This window comes from Pseudoalteromonas sp. A3 (assembly GCF_025942345.1).
GTDB classification, from domain to species: Bacteria; Pseudomonadota; Gammaproteobacteria; order Enterobacterales; family Alteromonadaceae; genus Pseudoalteromonas; species Pseudoalteromonas atlantica.
The window spans coordinates 1-15,020 of sequence record NZ_JAPCKL010000003.1 but is presented as its reverse complement, the minus strand read 5'-3'; the positions used below and the strand labels follow the sequence as shown (position 1 = coordinate 15,020).

Here is a 15,020-nt window from a genome sequence, read left to right as displayed (position 1 = left end):
AAGCTCGCTGACTCGCGCAAGTAGTGCGAAACAGGGTTTGCTTAACTCATAATATTTTCTGCACAGCTCAGAGCTGAAACTGCTGCTTTAAAATAGCCCCTGTAAAACTGGTTTTTAAATAAAAACCACGCGGTAAGGTTTTTATTGTTTGCCCATTTGGGCCAATAGCATCGGTAACCACTTTGCTATTAGCGGCTTTTGGCCTAATTTGTATAGAATCCCCTAAATGGCCTGATATTTCATCAACTCGCCCAAGCGCTATTAACTCCATTTGCTCTTCCCAATCACGTTGTAGCAACGCATCTTGCTCAGGCGTAGGCTGCCATAAAAAACCACTGCCTATGGTTCTATCAAAAGGCGCAATATCGCGCTCACTCAATATAGGCAGCCATAAAACATGATTGAGTTTTTTACGCACAGCGCTTGTATGCCACGTCATGCCGGTTACGTTTATAAGGGGGGTAACCGACACAAAAGTGGTTTCTAAGGGTTTACCTTTATACGAAATAGGCAGTGTTTTTAATTCAATGCCTAAATCTTCAAAGTCGGGGAGGGGTTTTGAGCCTGCAGTAGCGCCTAACACGTATTCAATAAGTTGCCCGGTCCAGCCTTTTTCGCGTAATAGGTCGTCAGGGGTTTTAAAGCTGTATTGAGAGGCTAATTGCCCTAATGTTAAACCAGCAATAGCGTTTACGCGTTGCATTAAGTCATTAATTGAATGGGGTTTTGTTGGTCGCATGCTACTCATTTACCTTGAATAATTAACAGCGCCATGATAGCAAAACCCCCGTAAGGTGGATATCTTTGCTTTTGGTTGTTTTTTATACGCACTGTGTTTGGCGTAATTTTGCTCACCCCAAAAAGTTACAGTTTAACTGTAAGTGACTGACTAGCTTTAATATTTTCAATTAACTCATTCAGCTTTAATTAAGTTAGCAAATTCTATATGGGATAAATACAACTATATAAACATGTTTATCCACAGAATCTGTGGAGAAAGCGAGTTTTTAGATCTGCTATTGTGGACTTGTTTGCAAAATAGCCTTGTTTATCAAAAGTTATACACAAGCTGTGAGTAAATAGCACTAAACATAATAATCAAGGCATAGCTTAGCTTTTTTTGCTAAAAGTTGCGTCAATTAAGGGTTATTTTATCCTTGTAATTACTCAGTGCTCATTTAAGGTTAAGTCGTTATGCACAGCGTAAATAGTAAACGTGCGATTAGGGCGTGATGACTTTGGGGATAATAGTGTTTGCCGAATTGCAGCTAATGTGGAACAATCATTAAAAATCGACTTACAAATGAGGCACTAAGGTGATTGATGCCGAAGGTTTTCGTGCCAATGTCGGAATTGTAATTTGCAATAATCAGGGGCAGGTTTTTTGGGCTAGACGTTACGGTCAACATTCTTGGCAATTTCCCCAAGGCGGTGTTGATGACGGAGAAACACCCGAACAAACCATGTACCGTGAATTACACGAAGAAGTAGGTTTGCGACCAGAAGATGTAGAAATAGTTGCAAGCTCAAAACATTGGTTACGCTATAAATTACCCAAGCGATTAATTCGCCGCGACTCTAGTCCGGTGTGTATTGGGCAAAAACAAAAATGGTTTTTATTAAAACTGCGTTGCAAAGATGAAGATGTAAACTTGCTTAAAACACATCATCCCGAGTTTGATGATTGGCGCTGGGTGAGTTATTGGTACCCAGTAAGGCAAGTGGTATCGTTTAAACGCGATGTATACAGACGGGTGATGAAAGAGTTTGCACCGTTTGCAATGCCTTTTAATAAAAGAGAACATCATAAAGAACAGTGGCGACACAAAAGGTAGTAGCATAATTATAAAATAAGGAGCAGGTAATGCTGGCAACACTTAGAACTATTGCTGAGTCTGTTTCGCAACAAGCGAATTTAGACAGTGCCTTAGTGTGCTTTGTGAAAATGGTTAAAGAGGCCATGAAAACCCAGTGCTGCTCTATTTATTTTGCCGACTACAGCCAAGATAACTTTGTACTTATGGCAACCGAAGGCCTAAACCCGGATGCCGTAGGTAAGTTTAGAATTGGTTTTACCGAAGGGCTTGTAGGTTTAGTGGCCCAGCGTGAAGAGCCCATTAATATAGCTTTTGCAAAATCTCATCCGCGTTTTAAGCTCTCCCCCGAAGTAAACGAAGAAGGTTACAATGCCTTTTTGTCTGTGCCTGTGGTGCATCAAAAAAAGGTATTGGGCGTTATTGTTGTACAACAAAAAATGGCGCGGGTTTTTAGCCAAGACGAAGAGTCGTTTTTAATTACCCTTTCAGCACAGCTAGCCTCGCAACTTGCGCATGCTGAAATAAAAGAGCTTTTACGCCAAGACGAATCATCACACCAAACCTCAGTGCTCAAAGGGGTGTCGAGTGCTCCAGGTATTGGGATTGGCCAAGCCTTTGTGGTACTGCCCAAGCTTGATTTTAAATCTATAGAGCTAAAAAAAGATCCCGATAGCGCCGAGCAACGCCGTTTGTTTACACAAGCCGTTGCTGCCACCCGCAAAGAATTTAATACCCTGTCTATGACCTTGAGTGACTCAATACCGCGTGAAGCACTCGCGGTATTTGATGTATACCAACAATTACTTGATGCGAAAAGTTTAGGCCACAATGTTGAGGTACAGTTACAAGAGGGCTGGTGTGCAAAAAGCGCCTTAAAAATTGTTATTGAGCGGCTTATTTCGCAGTTTAATGCCATGCAAGACCCCTACATTAAAGAGCGCGCAGTTGATGTAAAAGACATAGGTTTAAGGGTGTTACACCACCTAGTAAACACAGAACACGCAGTAAAAGATTACCCACCCAATACCATATTAATTGCGAATACCTTAACGCCCGCCATGCTGGCTGAAGTACCCAACGGGCATTTAGCCGGTGTAGTGAGTGTGAATGGCTCAGCCAATAGCCATGCCTCTATATTAACCCGAGCGATGGGAATACCGGCTATTTGGGGTATTGAAGATTTACCCTTATTGCAATTTGATGCTAAACCAATGATTTTAGATGCCTTTGCTGGGCGTTTATATATTTCTCCTTCGCAAGTGTTACTCGATGAATACGCGCAGTTAAAGCACCAAGATAAACTACTCAATAACCGCTTTTTAGCAGAGCAAAGTGCGCAGTCGGTTACCTTAGATGGTGAGCAAATAAATTTAATGCTAAATGCAGGGCTTGAGCTTAATACCGAGCAAAGCAGTGCGCATATTTGCGATGGGGTAGGGCTTTATCGTACCGAAGCATGGTTTATGCAAAAGGGGCAATTTCCATCGCAAGCTGAGCAAGAAAACTGGTATAGGGAGGTGCTAAAAAGTTACCACCCAGCGCCAGTGGTTATGCGAACCCTAGATATTGGTGGCGATAAAGTTTTAGATTACTTTAATATTACCGAAGAAAATCCCTTTTTAGGGTGGCGCGGCATACGCATAAGCCTTGACCACCCAGAGCTATTTTTAGATCAGCTCAAAGCTATGTTAAAAGCAAACATGGGTTTAGGTAATTTAAAAATAATGCTGCCTATGATCAGCGGTACAGAAGAGGTAGACGAAGCGCTCGCGTTATTTGAACAAGCTTATTTTGAACTGGCAGAAAAACACCCAGAGCAAAACTTGGAGCGCCCAGAAGTGGGCATTATGCTTGAAGTACCCTCAAGTATATTTATGCTCGACGAGTGGGCTAAAAAAGTAGATTTTTGCTCAGTAGGCAGTAACGATTTAACGCAATACTTACTTGCTGTCGATAGAGCAAATGCGCGGGTGGCTCAGTTATTTAACCCATATCACCCCGGCGTGTTAAGGGTATTAAATAAAGTAGCGAATGAATGTAATAAACACTGTTTACCCTTTAGTTTATGTGGCGAGCTAGGCGGCGAGCCAGAGGGCGCTATTTTACTCATTGCCATGGGTTATAGGCATTTAAGTATGAACATGTCGTCGTTAACTAAAGTAAAGTGGATTTTAAGGCGCTTAAATATTAACGATATGCAGCAATTACTCGCAGAGTGCTTAGTGCAATCGAACGCTAAACAGGTACTGCGCTTAACGCGCAATTTTATGATTGAACACCAATTAGGCGATCTATTCTACACCGCCAAATAATGCAGCGCTTAAAGATGCTATTAACTTTATAATCCTTTAATATAGGCGCACGAAAAGGTATTTGAGAACACTATGTATGACTTAGCTTTACTCGTGGCCAGTTGTGCGCTACTTGGCTGTGTAGTTGGCTTTTTAGCAGGGCTATTAGGGATAGGCGGCGGTTTAATTATTGTGCCTGTTTTAAGTAGTTTATTACTGATGTTTGACATTACTTCACCTGATCACGTATTAGTTATTTCTATTGCAACATCGCTTGCCTCTATTTTATTCACTTCTACTTCTTCAGTCTTGGCTCATCATAAAAATGATAATGTGCCGTGGCAAATTGCACCGTGGGTTATGTCGGGTGTAGGCTTAGGCGCGTTAATAAGTGGCTTTGCCGCAAGTTTAATACCCGAACAAGCATTACGCAGCGTGTTTGCAATAAGTGTTGTATTTATTGCAGGCAGAATGGTGTTGGCATCACGTAGTAAATCGCTTAAAGAAAAACCGCTACCAAAAGGGATTATTTTAGGGAGCATTTCTGCCCTTATGGGCGCGCTTTCTGGTTTAATAGGTATTGGTGGCGGCGCACTTATTGCCCCTATGCTTAATTACTTTTCAGTTGATATGAAAAAAGCGATAGGCTGTGCATCAGCGAGCGGCATTGTTATCGCACTATTTGGCTCTATTGGTTATATAAGCGCAGGCTGGCAGGTAACCGATTTAGCCCATGGGTTCGCAGGGTTTGTATACTTACCTGCATTATTTGGTATTGTAATAACATCGTGGTTTGTGGCGCCCTTAGGGGCTAAAGCAACTCATTATTTACCTGTTAATATAATAAAGAAAATTTTCGCGGTGTTGCTTGTGCTCATCGCACTTAAAATGGTTTTTAGCTAAAGGTTTATTTATGGCACTTGAGTTTCCTCAAATCGATCCAATAATTTTTTCTGTTGGACCGCTAAGCGTACGTTGGTACGGTTTAATGTATTTAATTGGTTTTGCATTTGCGATGTGGTTTGCTAATCGTCAAGCCGAAAAACCAAACTCTGGCTGGACTAAAGAGCAAGTTAGCGACTTGCTTTTTTACGGCATGCTAGGGGTTATTTTAGGCGGCAGAATTGGCTATGTATTGTTTTATCAGTTTAGCTACTTTTTAGAAAATCCATTATATTTATTTAGAATTGACCAAGGCGGTATGTCGTTCCACGGCGGAACATTAGGGGTTATTACCGCTATTATACTATTTGCCAAAACCCGCAAAAAATCACTATTCGCAGTGGGAGATTTTGTGGTGCCGCTGGTTCCGGTGGGCTTATTAGCAGGGCGTATTGGTAACTTTATAAATGGCGAGTTATGGGGCCGTGTAAGCGATGTGCCATGGGCAATGGTATTTCCAACGGGTGGGCCGCTTGCGCGTCACCCATCGCAGTTATACGAAGCCTTTTTTGAAGGGCTAGTCCTGTTTTTAATTTTATTATGGTTTATTAAAAAGCCTCGCCCTGCAGGCAGTGTAGCCGGTGTGTTTTTATTAGGATACGGCGTATTTAGATTTTGTATTGAATACTTCCGCCAACCAGATGCGCAGCTTGGCCTATTTGCCGATTTTATCTCAATGGGTCAAATACTCTCGTTACCTATGATAATTGGTGGCCTAGGGCTATTAATTTGGGCGTACAAAAAACCGCAACCTGTAACCGCAGCAAAGGCATAGTAAGAACAGATCATGAAACAATATTTAAAATTATGTCAGCGTATTGTTGACGAAGGTGTATGGGTAGAAAACAAACGCACAGGCACGCGCTGCTTAACCGTTATTAATGCCGACTTAGAATACGATGTAGGTAATAATAAATTTCCTATGATCACCACTCGTAAAAGTTACTACAAAGCCGCTATAGCAGAGCTTTTAGGTTACTTACGAGGGTACGATAGTGCAGCGCAATTTCGCGATATAGGCTGTAAAACTTGGGATGCAAACGCAAACGATAATAACGCATGGCTAAATAACCCTAACCGCAAAGGCGAGGACGACATGGGCCGCGTTTATGGCGTGCAAGGGCGTAATTGGCAGCGCCCAGATGGCTCAACGCTCGATCAGCTTGCTAAAGTAATAAATAACTTAAAAAACGGGATTGATGACAGAGGTGAAATAATTACCTTTTATAATCCTGGTGAGTTTGAGCTTGGTTGCTTGCGCCCATGTATGCACACGCATACGTTTTCGCTGCTTGGCGACACGCTGTATTTAACATCGTATCAGCGCAGTTGCGATGTGCCGCTGGGCCTTAATTTTAATCAAATTCAGTGCTTTGTATTACTGGCATTGGTTGCGCAAATTACCGGCCATAAAGCAGGTAAGGCGTATCATAAAATTGCTAACGCGCATATTTACGAAAACCAGTTACCGTTAATGCGCTATGTGCAGTTAACACGTGAGCCATTTGACTCACCGCAATTAAATATTAACCCAAACATAAAATCACTAGAAGATATAGAAACATGGGTAACACGAGACGATTTTGAAGTAGTAGGCTATCAATGCCACGAACCAATCCAATATCCGTTTTCAGTATAATAAGATTAAGGAGAACAAGATGAAAGCAGTGATCCCCGTAGCAGGCCTTGGAACGCGTATGTTACCTGCCACAAAAGCTATCCCTAAAGAGATGCTCCCTGTGGTAGACCGCCCGCTTATTCAATATGTAGTAAATGAAGCGGTAGCAGCAGGCGTTAAAGAGATTGTACTTGTAACGCACTCAAGTAAAAACTCTATCGAAAACCATTTTGATACCAGCTTTGAACTAGAAGCCACGCTTGAAAAACGCGTAAAGCGGCAATTACTTGCCGAAGTACAGGCAATTTGCCCTAAAGATGTGACCATTATTCACGTACGCCAAGGCGAAGCCAAAGGCTTAGGCCACGCAATTAACTGTGCAGCGCCAATTATTGGCAACGAACCTTTTGTGGTTATTTTGCCAGATGTAATTGTTGATGACGTAGAGAGCGACCTTAAAAAAGACAACCTAGCAGAGATGATCGCCCGTTTTGAAGAAACTAAGCACAGCCAAATTATGGTTGAGCCAGTACCAATGGACGAAGTAGACAAATTTGGTGTTGTTGATTTAGGTGACGTAGAGCTTCACCAAGGTGAAAGCTCGCCAATTATAAACATGGTAGAAAAACCGCCAGTAGATGAAGCACCTTCAAACCTATCTGTAGTAGGGCGTTATGTATTAAGCGAAAACATCTGGCCACTGCTTGCTAAAACGCCGCAAGGGGCTGGCAACGAAATTCAACTTACAGATGCAATTGCCATGCTAATGCAGCAAGAAAAAGTAGACGCGTACGCAATGAAAGGGCGCAGCCACGATTGCGGTAGTAAAATCGGCTACTTAAAAGCAACAATAGAGTTTGCTCTGCGCCGCGACGAGTTTGCAGATGATTTAAAAACATTTATTAAATCGTTAATTTAGGTTTTATTAAATTACCCACCAAGGCGCCTGTTTAGGCGCCTTTTTTATTGCTAAATTATTAATGCCACTATGAGTATAGCTTTACTCAATTTTAACGACGCGAGTAATAAAGATGGGCTACGCTTAATTATGTTCTGAATTTGACTTGCGTTATTTTTAAACACAACGTAATTTATATTGAAAGGTTTATGTTAATTGGCATTAAAGTTGTATTAAAAGCCACACCCATGGAGGGTCGTGTTAATTTTATCTTTGCAGGTAAATTAACGTATAGGAGCAAATTTGCTCATTGTTTAATAGATAAGTTAAACGCTTTCTTGTGAGAACGTTTAACTGAAATGTAAGTGCAGAGGCACTGCTTTCAGGATAACGGGTACATGCTTAAATTAAAAAAATACTATAAACACTTTTTTGTATGCCTTTTTACGCTTACGTTTGGCACGGCGTGCTCTATTACGCCTACCGCTAAACCTGCTGTTGATAATGAAATACCTAACACCACGCCCGATTACGTATCGATAACTGCACTAGAGCTTGCGCAATTAAAAGATGCCGCAATGCAATGGCAGCAAGCACGCGCCGGTATAGAGCGTATTTTAAAGCTTGAAAAAGAAATTACTTACCTGGTTAACCATATAGATATAATAAACTCTAAAGCTATTGCACAATCTAATGCAAGCCCTGCCTACAGTAGCCGTTACACACGCACGCCTTCGCGTACAACCAGTAATAAGCCACGTCGTCAGCAAACTTACAAAGCTGCTAACAATAACCAAAAGCAAACTATAAAGCTTAATACCCCTAAACATGTATTTGCATTACAAGTTGCCTCGGTTGATTCTAAGCAGGATGTAGCCAAAGCTTGGCAAGAACTAAATACCAAAGCAGCGCCACTATTTAGAGATAAAATATTAACCAACGTAGAAACCGCAAAAATAAATGATAAAACCTTTTATCGCTTAAAGCTTGGCTCCTATAAAAACCTTAAAAATGCCAAAGCCGACTGTGAAGTATTTAAAATGTATAAGCTCGACTGCATTGTAAGTAACTACACCGATAAGCCAATTAAACTTTAATAGCGATACCAACCCGCAATAATAAATAATCATTTTATGGGGCTAATCGTGTTGCGTTCTGCGTTAATAAATCTCGTTTAGAGCAACTAAATAGCGAATTTTTTGCCTAGCTATCAATACGTTTTACTATCCTCAAAATAGATTACTTAATTAAGCTAATTGGTATAAAAGCGCAATAGGCCCTAGCACGCGTGACTTGCTAAGCGTTGATTGGCTGTTAAAATAGCGCCCACTCTTACCCAAATTAACAACATACTTATGCTGCACAACAAGGATTTTTTAGCCACATTAGTTTTAGGCTTTGCATTAGCAAACAGTGCTCATGCACTCGCAACGGCCCAAAAGCAGGCGGTGCTCATTAAAAAAGATGATTTAGCCGCACTAAAAGAGTCAGCGCAGCAGTGGCAACAAACCAAGCCTCAACTAGAAAGACTGTTAAAGCTAGAAAGTGAATTACAGCGCACAGTAGATAAATTAAAACAACTTAACGCGCAGCCAAAACTACAGCAAACTAACCACTTAGCTGTTGTGAATACAAATGCGCTGTTTGCTGTGCAAGTGGGGGCATATAAAAATAAAGCGGTACTTGAAGCGGCTATAAAGCAATTTCAATCGGCGTCAAATAAGCTTGAAGTAAATACCGAGCAAGTACTGATTGACCAGCACACCTTTTATAGATTAAAGCTTGGTGCGTTTAAAACAAAAGAAGCAGCAAACGATGCATGTAAGTCATTAATAAACAATAATACCTGCTTTGTAACCTACTACGTCAAAACGCCTCAAAGTTAATTAACCTGAACTCTGGTTAAGAGCCTTACTAGCATATTGAACTATCTGGATACTTAAATTTATTATCTCTGGCTAGAGATAGGTTTATTATCCAGAGTTTAGGTTAATTAGGCATAATAATTGCTTTATCCTCGGTATGTTTTAAAGAGGACGGCAACTATGCGCCTTTTACTGCCTTTAGTATTGTTAAATTTAACTGCTTGCAATTTGGTTCCGCCCCCAGAGCCGAGTGTGCCTACTGACGCGCCAAAAGCAGCAATGGCTCCCTATACCGTTAACGAGTATGTAGCAAATCTAACCTCGCAGCTTAACCATGTAAATGGCGCTTTAAATGCCAATGCGCGCATTGGTGTGAGTAGCTTTTTTTATGCCGATGCTTTAGATACTAAGCTAGTAGCAGGGCAGGCCTCGGGTTTGAGCTTACAAATTCAAGAAAGCTTATTAACGCAATTTACCCAGCTTGGCTATCATACCGTTGAGTACCGCCTTGGCAATAACCTTATATTAGCGCAAAACGCAGACAGCATATTAAGCCGCGACTTAAGTAAATTACGCAATCGCCAAAATATTGACTTAGTCATCACCGGCACTGTAACGCGCCAACAGCATGCTTACATAGTTAATGCACGACTCGTTAATATTGAAAACAAGCAAGTACTGTCGGCAGGCAGCACAGAGATCCCTATAAATGTAATGTGGGGAAACGAAAAAATTCAGCAGCGTGACGGCTCTTTGTACCGCAGCGAATATTAATCAGGAGCACACCATGAGAAACCTATTAATTACCCTATGTTTGCCATTAGGCTTTGGCTGTTCGCAAATGTTAAATTCGCTACATTCAGAGCCGGAGAAAGTTGAGCAAGATAATGCAGCCCAGCTTGTTTCAGAGCAACGTGCGGTAAAAGCACCTGCACCAAATGAAGCGTTATTTCAGTCTAATTTAAACAAGCAAAGTAACTACACCAAAAGTGCCCCTGCAAAACGCAAAAATATAAACCATTATGTGCGCGGTATAATGCAAGACATGGTCGAAAACCTGCAATACGTAAACGACAAAACGCCACTTGCCGTTTCTAGCTTTGTATTTTTAGATGATGACTACAGCGATGGAAGCCTGTTAGGTAACCAAATAGCCGAAAGTTTTATGCACGAGCTGCATAGTTTTGGAGTACCGGTTATCGATTTTAAAACCACCGATTATATGCGAGTAACCCCCGCAGGCGACTTTGTATTTAGCCGCGACTACCTAGAGCTAAACCAAGATCAAAACTTTAATTACGTATTAGCAGGAACACTTGTGAGCCACCAAGGTGGCGTACTGGTAAATGCACGAATAGTGGGCATTAAAAGTAAAGCGGTAGTGGGCAGTGCGCAAGGGTTTATCCCTCAATCAGTGGTTGATGCGCTAAACAGTAGCTATCGCACCGACGGAATTATGCTTAAACAAGCCAGCGAGTGAGGTTGACCATGTTTTACAAACTATCTGCTATAGCGGGGCTAACGGCAACGTTAGCATTAACTGGCTGTTCAATAACGCAAAATAATGAGCATAACGAAAGCATAAACACACGCTCAGCCTACACCGTGGTAACGCAAAGTAGCCAACCAACGCCTATGTATGCCAACCAATCTGTGCAGCAGCAAAGTGAGTACGACACAGCAAGGCAGTTTACACCGCTTAAACACCACAAAACGCTGGCAAACTATGTAGAGCAAATGGCGCTGGATTTAGTCGATACGCTTGAAGCCGAAGCGCCCGATAACAACAGCATCAACATAGCGGTTACCACCATTGTAGATTTAGACGCATCGCTTAATAAAAGTAATCAGTTGGGTAATCAATTAGCAGAGACGTTTATTCATCAGCTGCAAAAATTTGGCTACGGCGTGGTAGATTTTAAAACCATGGACAACATTGATGTATCAAACAGAGGCGACTTCGTGTTATCTCGCGATATAGAAAAGCTAAGCGAAAGCAGCATGGCTAACTATGTATTAGCAGGTACGTTAATTTACCGCCCAAATGGCGTAGCAGTAAATACCCGCGTTATAAATGTTCACAGCAAACATATTGTAGCAAGCAGCCGTAAACTAATACCGCTGTACGTGTTAAACAAAGAAGATATATATTTATCAAGCAATTAAGTTAATTATAGCTTGATATGAAAAACAAGATGCCGTTATAATTTTTGTAAGCTGTAAGCTGTAAGCTGTAAGCTGTAAGCTGTAAGCTGTAAGCTGTAAGCTGTAAGCTGTAAGCTGTAAGCTGTAAGCTGTAAGCTGTAAGCTGTAAGCTCGATGCGGCCTCTTAGTTAAATGGATATAACGGCCCCCTCCTAAGGGGCAGTTACAGGTTCGATTCCTGTAGGGGCTACCAATAAAATCAAAGGGTTATAGCTTTCTTTTCTTTTATCTCTATTTCTGTGTAGCGCATTTTGGACTTCCCATAGTTTGCTAGACACCCAATGAGTTACATTGTAACTTCTAATTAGAGGTGTTTTATGAGCAAAGGCAAACGGTATACCCAAGAATTTAAAATAGAAGCAGTTAAACAAATAACTGAACGTGGTTATTCAGTTGCTGAAGTATCAGAACGATTAGATATTTGTACCAAAACGTTATATCACTGGCGAAGCCAGTTATCAGAGAAACCCAAACAAACCAAATCATCAGACGAACAACTAAGGATCGCCAAACTTGAGGCCGAGCTAAAACGTGTCACGGAGGAACGCGACATTCTAAAAAAGGCCGCAAGGTACTTTGCCAGCAACCCCGAGTAAAGTACGCTTTTATTCGTGAGCATCAAAATGAGTTTTCTATTGTTGCGATGTGTAAACTATTTAAGCTACACCGCAGTGGCTTTTATGCGTGGTTAAAGAAGCCATTGAGTGACAGAGCAATCGAAGATAATCGTTTGCTTAAGCTTATTAGAGAGTTTTACGTTGCCAGTGGTGGCACTTACGGTAGTCCTTGGATACACGCAGATTTACGTGAAGCTGGTGAGCAATGTAGTGTTAATCGCGTAGCTAAGATCATGCGCCAACATAAACTCAAAGCGCAAATAGGGTATAAACGTCGCCATATTAAAGGCGGTAAAACATCGCGCATTGCAGATAACTTGCTAGCTCGTCAGTTTAATCCTCCTGCGCCGAATCAAACTTGGGTAAGTGATATTACTTATGTGAGAACCTATGAAGGCTTCTTGTATGTAGCAACTGTCATGGATTTATTCTCTAGGCGCATCGTAGGCTGGTCGATGGATAAAAACATGGACAAGTACTTAGTAATTAAAGCATTGCTCATGGCAGTTTATCAGCGCCAACCCAAAGCTGACGTAATGGTACATAGTGATCAAGGAAGCCAGTATGGTAGCGCTGATTACTTAGCCTTTATGAAAGAACATAACCTTGTACCCTCAATGAGTCGAGCTGGGAATTGTCACGATAATGCAGTTGCTGAAAGCTTTTTTACGACGATTAAAAAGCGAATAGTTAAGCGTAAGATATATTCGACAAGGGAAGATGCGAAAGCTGAGATATTCAATTTTATAGAAATGTTCTACAATCCCAAAAAACGCCATTCACACACAGGCGGTGTTTCACCTGCTAAGTTTGAGGAAGCGTATTTTTCTGAGTTAGAAATTGTCTAGTGAAAGCTGGGAAGTCCACTATACTGTTTTATTCATATTAGAACCTTTACGAAGGCAATATACTGTTCAGTACAGTTATTTACAGAACTCCAAGTAAGAGCTTTCTTGCCATTCTGGCAAGTGGGTAGCTAAAGGTTGTTTTTGAAGTTTGGTAGAGGTTTTGAACTACCTAAAGCTCGTTATATAGCTTTAGGTCTTCTGAAAAGCATCAAAACAACGCTTTGAGTATGACTTGGTAGCTAAAGCTCATAGTAGGGCTTTAGCTACTTAAAATAATATTGTTATGATTTCTCTAAACGCCATTGGTAGAAGCGAGTAACAAAGGTTTTACCCGCAAACCAAATACCTTTTACTTTTTGTATTAACTCACCATCGTAATAGCTTTGTGAGCATTCGCCTGTCTCTTCATTCACGTTAGCATCGTAATGAAGTTTTATAGGTCTATCCTTGCTTTTAATATTTAAACCGCCCATAGCCTGCGTGTAAGCATGCCAGTCGCTATTATCAGCAGCAGAACGCGCTTTTTCTAATAGCGAATTACTTTCGCCTTTGAACATCGAACGCAAGCGTCTAAGTTCGCGCCATACAGATACACTCGCACCACTAATTTGCTGAAATTGACGAATACACCAACATGATGCCCACGCATCTATACGTTGCGCTACCAGTAGCGAATCGTTACCGAACTTATCTTCGCCTACACCGTCACCATCTATATTTTTCGCTATGTATTTTAGAATGTAGCCAGTTGCAGAGCCTTTGTTCAATCCATTAATATTTGCTCAAGAGGATTTGAGCCTAACAGAAAGAGCATATCTAGATGGCTTTGAAGATGGGTTAAAGTCACTTGTTTTTGATGATGAGGGTATAAGCAATAAGCTTATTTTTAAATCGAAAATGCAATCAGGTCTGTCACTTTACTGCACCGACAATTTCAAAAAGTTAGTTAACGATAACAACCTGACAGGGCTAGTTTTTAATACCGACTTACTCGCATGCTTCTAAACTATCTGGCAGTAATACTTGAGCAGGTTTAGCTGTACTAGCTCAAATTTGTGATGTTTTATGCTCTAATGGCATGTGTTATTAGAGCATAATATGTGTTATTTATAACCATTATTGTATTTGTTGAATACGTTCATATTCATCCATTACTAATTTTTCCATCTCATTACGGTTATTAATCATAGTTTCGAAATCGCTTTGAATATATTTTAAAGCGGCATGAGGGTTTATTCGCTTAATTCTTTCAAATTGAATGGCTTCTTCCTCATCATAAGCAAGGATTGCGAGCGTAATTTTATTTCGGTTTATGCCTTTTGAAAATAAACCGTCACTGTCTAAACGAATTAAAACTCTTTCTAAAACGTTTAACCATTGCTCCCATTGGTCATTTATTTGCTCACTAGAGGCTGTATAGTCTATATCATCAAACTCATAACAGGCTTCTTCTGTATCATTAAAATATTCAGAGTACATTTCAAGAGAGGGGAAGTCAGAAACGTTCCATTTAGCTAATAAAAAATCATCGTCTTCGTTGTCGTATTCTTCTGCAAAGACTTTTTTTAAATCTGACAAAGTATTAAACATTGGCAACAGGCTGTAGCTTCCTGTGAAGTAAAACCCAATAACATAAAGCTCGCAACCGTGGTCTTGAATAATTTTAGTGAATGCTAATTTTGATTCTCTATATAAGATATCTTCAAAGTTTTCGATTTTATTCATTAGAGTCTAATTCCGTTTAAAGCGATTATTCTTCCTTCTTTGCTTATATTAAACTTTATTTATAAATAAAAAGCGAGTAAATAAAAATCTACTCGCTTTAAAATTTTGACAGCTTACTGATCTGACTCCATAAAAGTAGACACCTATTTAGGAGTCAGTTCTCATGAAAGTAAAAGCGTTTCGTAAACATACAG

16 protein-coding genes and 1 tRNA gene are annotated in these 15,020 nt (G+C 40.6%); 14 read left to right on the top strand and 3 right to left on the bottom strand.

The annotated features are described in order from the left end of the window. Positions 1-67: 67 nt before the first annotated feature. The gene (gene mutH, locus OIZ54_RS06150) at positions 68-739 is read right to left on the bottom strand and encodes a DNA mismatch repair endonuclease MutH (RefSeq protein WP_264389986.1); all 672 of its coding nucleotides are present in this window, start codon (positions 737-739) and stop codon (positions 68-70) included. Positions 740-1,316: 577 nt separating this feature from the next. Between mutH and rppH the strand changes: the two genes are divergently transcribed. The 13 genes from rppH to OIZ54_RS06085 all read left to right on the top strand — a co-directional run bounded on the left by rppH (position 1,317) and on the right by OIZ54_RS06085 (position 13,101). Next, positions 1,317-1,835 carry an RNA pyrophosphohydrolase gene (gene rppH / locus OIZ54_RS06145; protein WP_004586239.1) on the top strand — a complete coding sequence of 173 codons (519 nt, stop codon included), beginning with the start codon at positions 1,317-1,319 and terminating at the stop codon, positions 1,833-1,835. 29 nt (positions 1,836-1,864) lie between these two features. Further along, entirely contained in the window at positions 1,865-4,129 is a 2,265-nt protein-coding gene (ptsP, locus tag OIZ54_RS06140; protein ID WP_264389985.1) for a phosphoenolpyruvate--protein phosphotransferase, read from the top strand. A 72-nt stretch (positions 4,130-4,201) separates the two neighbouring features. Continuing rightward, positions 4,202-5,011, top strand: a complete 810-nt coding sequence (locus tag OIZ54_RS06135; RefSeq protein ID WP_264389984.1) for a sulfite exporter TauE/SafE family protein — start codon at positions 4,202-4,204, stop codon at positions 5,009-5,011. A 10-nt stretch (positions 5,012-5,021) separates the two neighbouring features. After that, positions 5,022-5,825 carry a prolipoprotein diacylglyceryl transferase gene (gene lgt, locus OIZ54_RS06130; RefSeq protein WP_004586242.1) on the top strand — a complete coding sequence of 268 codons (804 nt, stop codon included), beginning with the start codon at positions 5,022-5,024 and terminating at the stop codon, positions 5,823-5,825. A gap of 12 nt (positions 5,826-5,837) precedes the next feature. After that, on the top strand, positions 5,838-6,689 hold the full coding sequence (locus tag OIZ54_RS06125) for a thymidylate synthase (RefSeq protein ID WP_096739228.1): 852 nt from the start codon (positions 5,838-5,840) through the stop codon (positions 6,687-6,689). A 19-nt stretch (positions 6,690-6,708) separates the two neighbouring features. Then, the gene (galU, locus tag OIZ54_RS06120; protein ID WP_004586244.1) at positions 6,709-7,587 is read left to right on the top strand and encodes a UTP--glucose-1-phosphate uridylyltransferase GalU; all 879 of its coding nucleotides are present in this window, start codon (positions 6,709-6,711) and stop codon (positions 7,585-7,587) included. Between the two features lie 377 nt (positions 7,588-7,964). Continuing rightward, complete coding sequence (locus OIZ54_RS06115; protein WP_029771919.1) at positions 7,965-8,663, top strand: SPOR domain-containing protein; 699 nt, start codon at positions 7,965-7,967, stop codon at positions 8,661-8,663. Positions 8,664-8,921: 258 nt separating this feature from the next. Beyond that, positions 8,922-9,452, top strand: a complete 531-nt coding sequence (locus tag OIZ54_RS06110) for an SPOR domain-containing protein (protein ID WP_157774068.1) — start codon at positions 8,922-8,924, stop codon at positions 9,450-9,452. Between the two features lie 159 nt (positions 9,453-9,611). Next, the gene (locus OIZ54_RS06105) at positions 9,612-10,205 is read left to right on the top strand and encodes a FlgO family outer membrane protein (protein ID WP_004586247.1); all 594 of its coding nucleotides are present in this window, start codon (positions 9,612-9,614) and stop codon (positions 10,203-10,205) included. A 13-nt stretch (positions 10,206-10,218) separates the two neighbouring features. Beyond that, a complete protein-coding gene (locus OIZ54_RS06100) occupies positions 10,219-10,911 on the top strand; it encodes a FlgO family outer membrane protein (protein WP_054982691.1) in 693 nt (230 codons plus the stop codon). Between the two features lie 8 nt (positions 10,912-10,919). Further along, positions 10,920-11,597, top strand: a complete 678-nt coding sequence (locus tag OIZ54_RS06095; RefSeq protein ID WP_096739230.1) for a FlgO family outer membrane protein — start codon at positions 10,920-10,922, stop codon at positions 11,595-11,597. A gap of 157 nt (positions 11,598-11,754) precedes the next feature. Then, positions 11,755-11,829: transfer RNA gene (locus tag OIZ54_RS06090), tRNA-Arg, on the top strand. Positions 11,830-11,953: 124 nt separating this feature from the next. Beyond that, positions 11,954-13,101 (top strand): IS3 family transposase gene (locus tag OIZ54_RS06085; protein WP_096739231.1). Its coding sequence is split into 2 segments (ribosomal slippage): positions 11,954-12,191 and positions 12,191-13,101, totalling 1,149 coding nucleotides; the frame shifts between segments, so codons are not numbered across the junction. Between the two features lie 281 nt (positions 13,102-13,382). Here the strand turns inward: OIZ54_RS06085 and OIZ54_RS06080 are convergent. After that, the gene (locus OIZ54_RS06080) at positions 13,383-13,868 is read right to left on the bottom strand and encodes a hypothetical protein (RefSeq protein ID WP_157774069.1); all 486 of its coding nucleotides are present in this window, start codon (positions 13,866-13,868) and stop codon (positions 13,383-13,385) included. A gap of 25 nt (positions 13,869-13,893) precedes the next feature. Here OIZ54_RS06080 and OIZ54_RS06075 point away from each other — a divergent pair, with 25 nt between their 5' ends. Beyond that, positions 13,894-14,106 (top strand): hypothetical protein, encoded by a 213-nt coding sequence (locus OIZ54_RS06075; RefSeq protein WP_096739233.1) that lies wholly within the window; start codon positions 13,894-13,896, stop codon positions 14,104-14,106. 111 nt (positions 14,107-14,217) lie between these two features. Here OIZ54_RS06075 and OIZ54_RS06070 read toward each other — a convergent pair whose 3' ends face one another. Next, positions 14,218-14,826: a DUF4303 domain-containing protein gene (locus tag OIZ54_RS06070; RefSeq protein ID WP_096739234.1), complete on the bottom strand. Its 609-nt coding sequence runs from the start codon at positions 14,824-14,826 to the stop codon at positions 14,218-14,220. Positions 14,827-15,020 lie beyond the last annotated feature (194 nt).

What these genes read in the sequence shown, in the direction of transcription:
- mutH (WP_264389986.1), bottom strand. Translation starts at nt 739, where the DNA reads ATGCGACCAACAAAACCCCATTCAATTAATGACTTAATGCAACGCGTA.
- ptsP (WP_264389985.1), top strand. Translation starts at nt 1,865, where the DNA reads ATGCTGGCAACACTTAGAACTATTGCTGAGTCTGTTTCGCAACAAGCG.
- OIZ54_RS06135 (WP_264389984.1), top strand. Translation starts at nt 4,202, where the DNA reads ATGTATGACTTAGCTTTACTCGTGGCCAGTTGTGCGCTACTTGGCTGT.
- lgt (WP_004586242.1), top strand. Translation starts at nt 5,022, where the DNA reads ATGGCACTTGAGTTTCCTCAAATCGATCCAATAATTTTTTCTGTTGGA.
- OIZ54_RS06125 (WP_096739228.1), top strand. Translation starts at nt 5,838, where the DNA reads ATGAAACAATATTTAAAATTATGTCAGCGTATTGTTGACGAAGGTGTA.
- galU (WP_004586244.1), top strand. Translation starts at nt 6,709, where the DNA reads ATGAAAGCAGTGATCCCCGTAGCAGGCCTTGGAACGCGTATGTTACCT.
- OIZ54_RS06115 (WP_029771919.1), top strand. Translation starts at nt 7,965, where the DNA reads ATGCTTAAATTAAAAAAATACTATAAACACTTTTTTGTATGCCTTTTT.
- OIZ54_RS06110 (WP_157774068.1), top strand. Translation starts at nt 8,922, where the DNA reads ATGCTGCACAACAAGGATTTTTTAGCCACATTAGTTTTAGGCTTTGCA.
- OIZ54_RS06105 (WP_004586247.1), top strand. Translation starts at nt 9,612, where the DNA reads ATGCGCCTTTTACTGCCTTTAGTATTGTTAAATTTAACTGCTTGCAAT.
- OIZ54_RS06100 (WP_054982691.1), top strand. Translation starts at nt 10,219, where the DNA reads ATGAGAAACCTATTAATTACCCTATGTTTGCCATTAGGCTTTGGCTGT.
- OIZ54_RS06095 (WP_096739230.1), top strand. Translation starts at nt 10,920, where the DNA reads ATGTTTTACAAACTATCTGCTATAGCGGGGCTAACGGCAACGTTAGCA.
- OIZ54_RS06070 (WP_096739234.1), bottom strand. Translation starts at nt 14,826, where the DNA reads ATGAATAAAATCGAAAACTTTGAAGATATCTTATATAGAGAATCAAAA.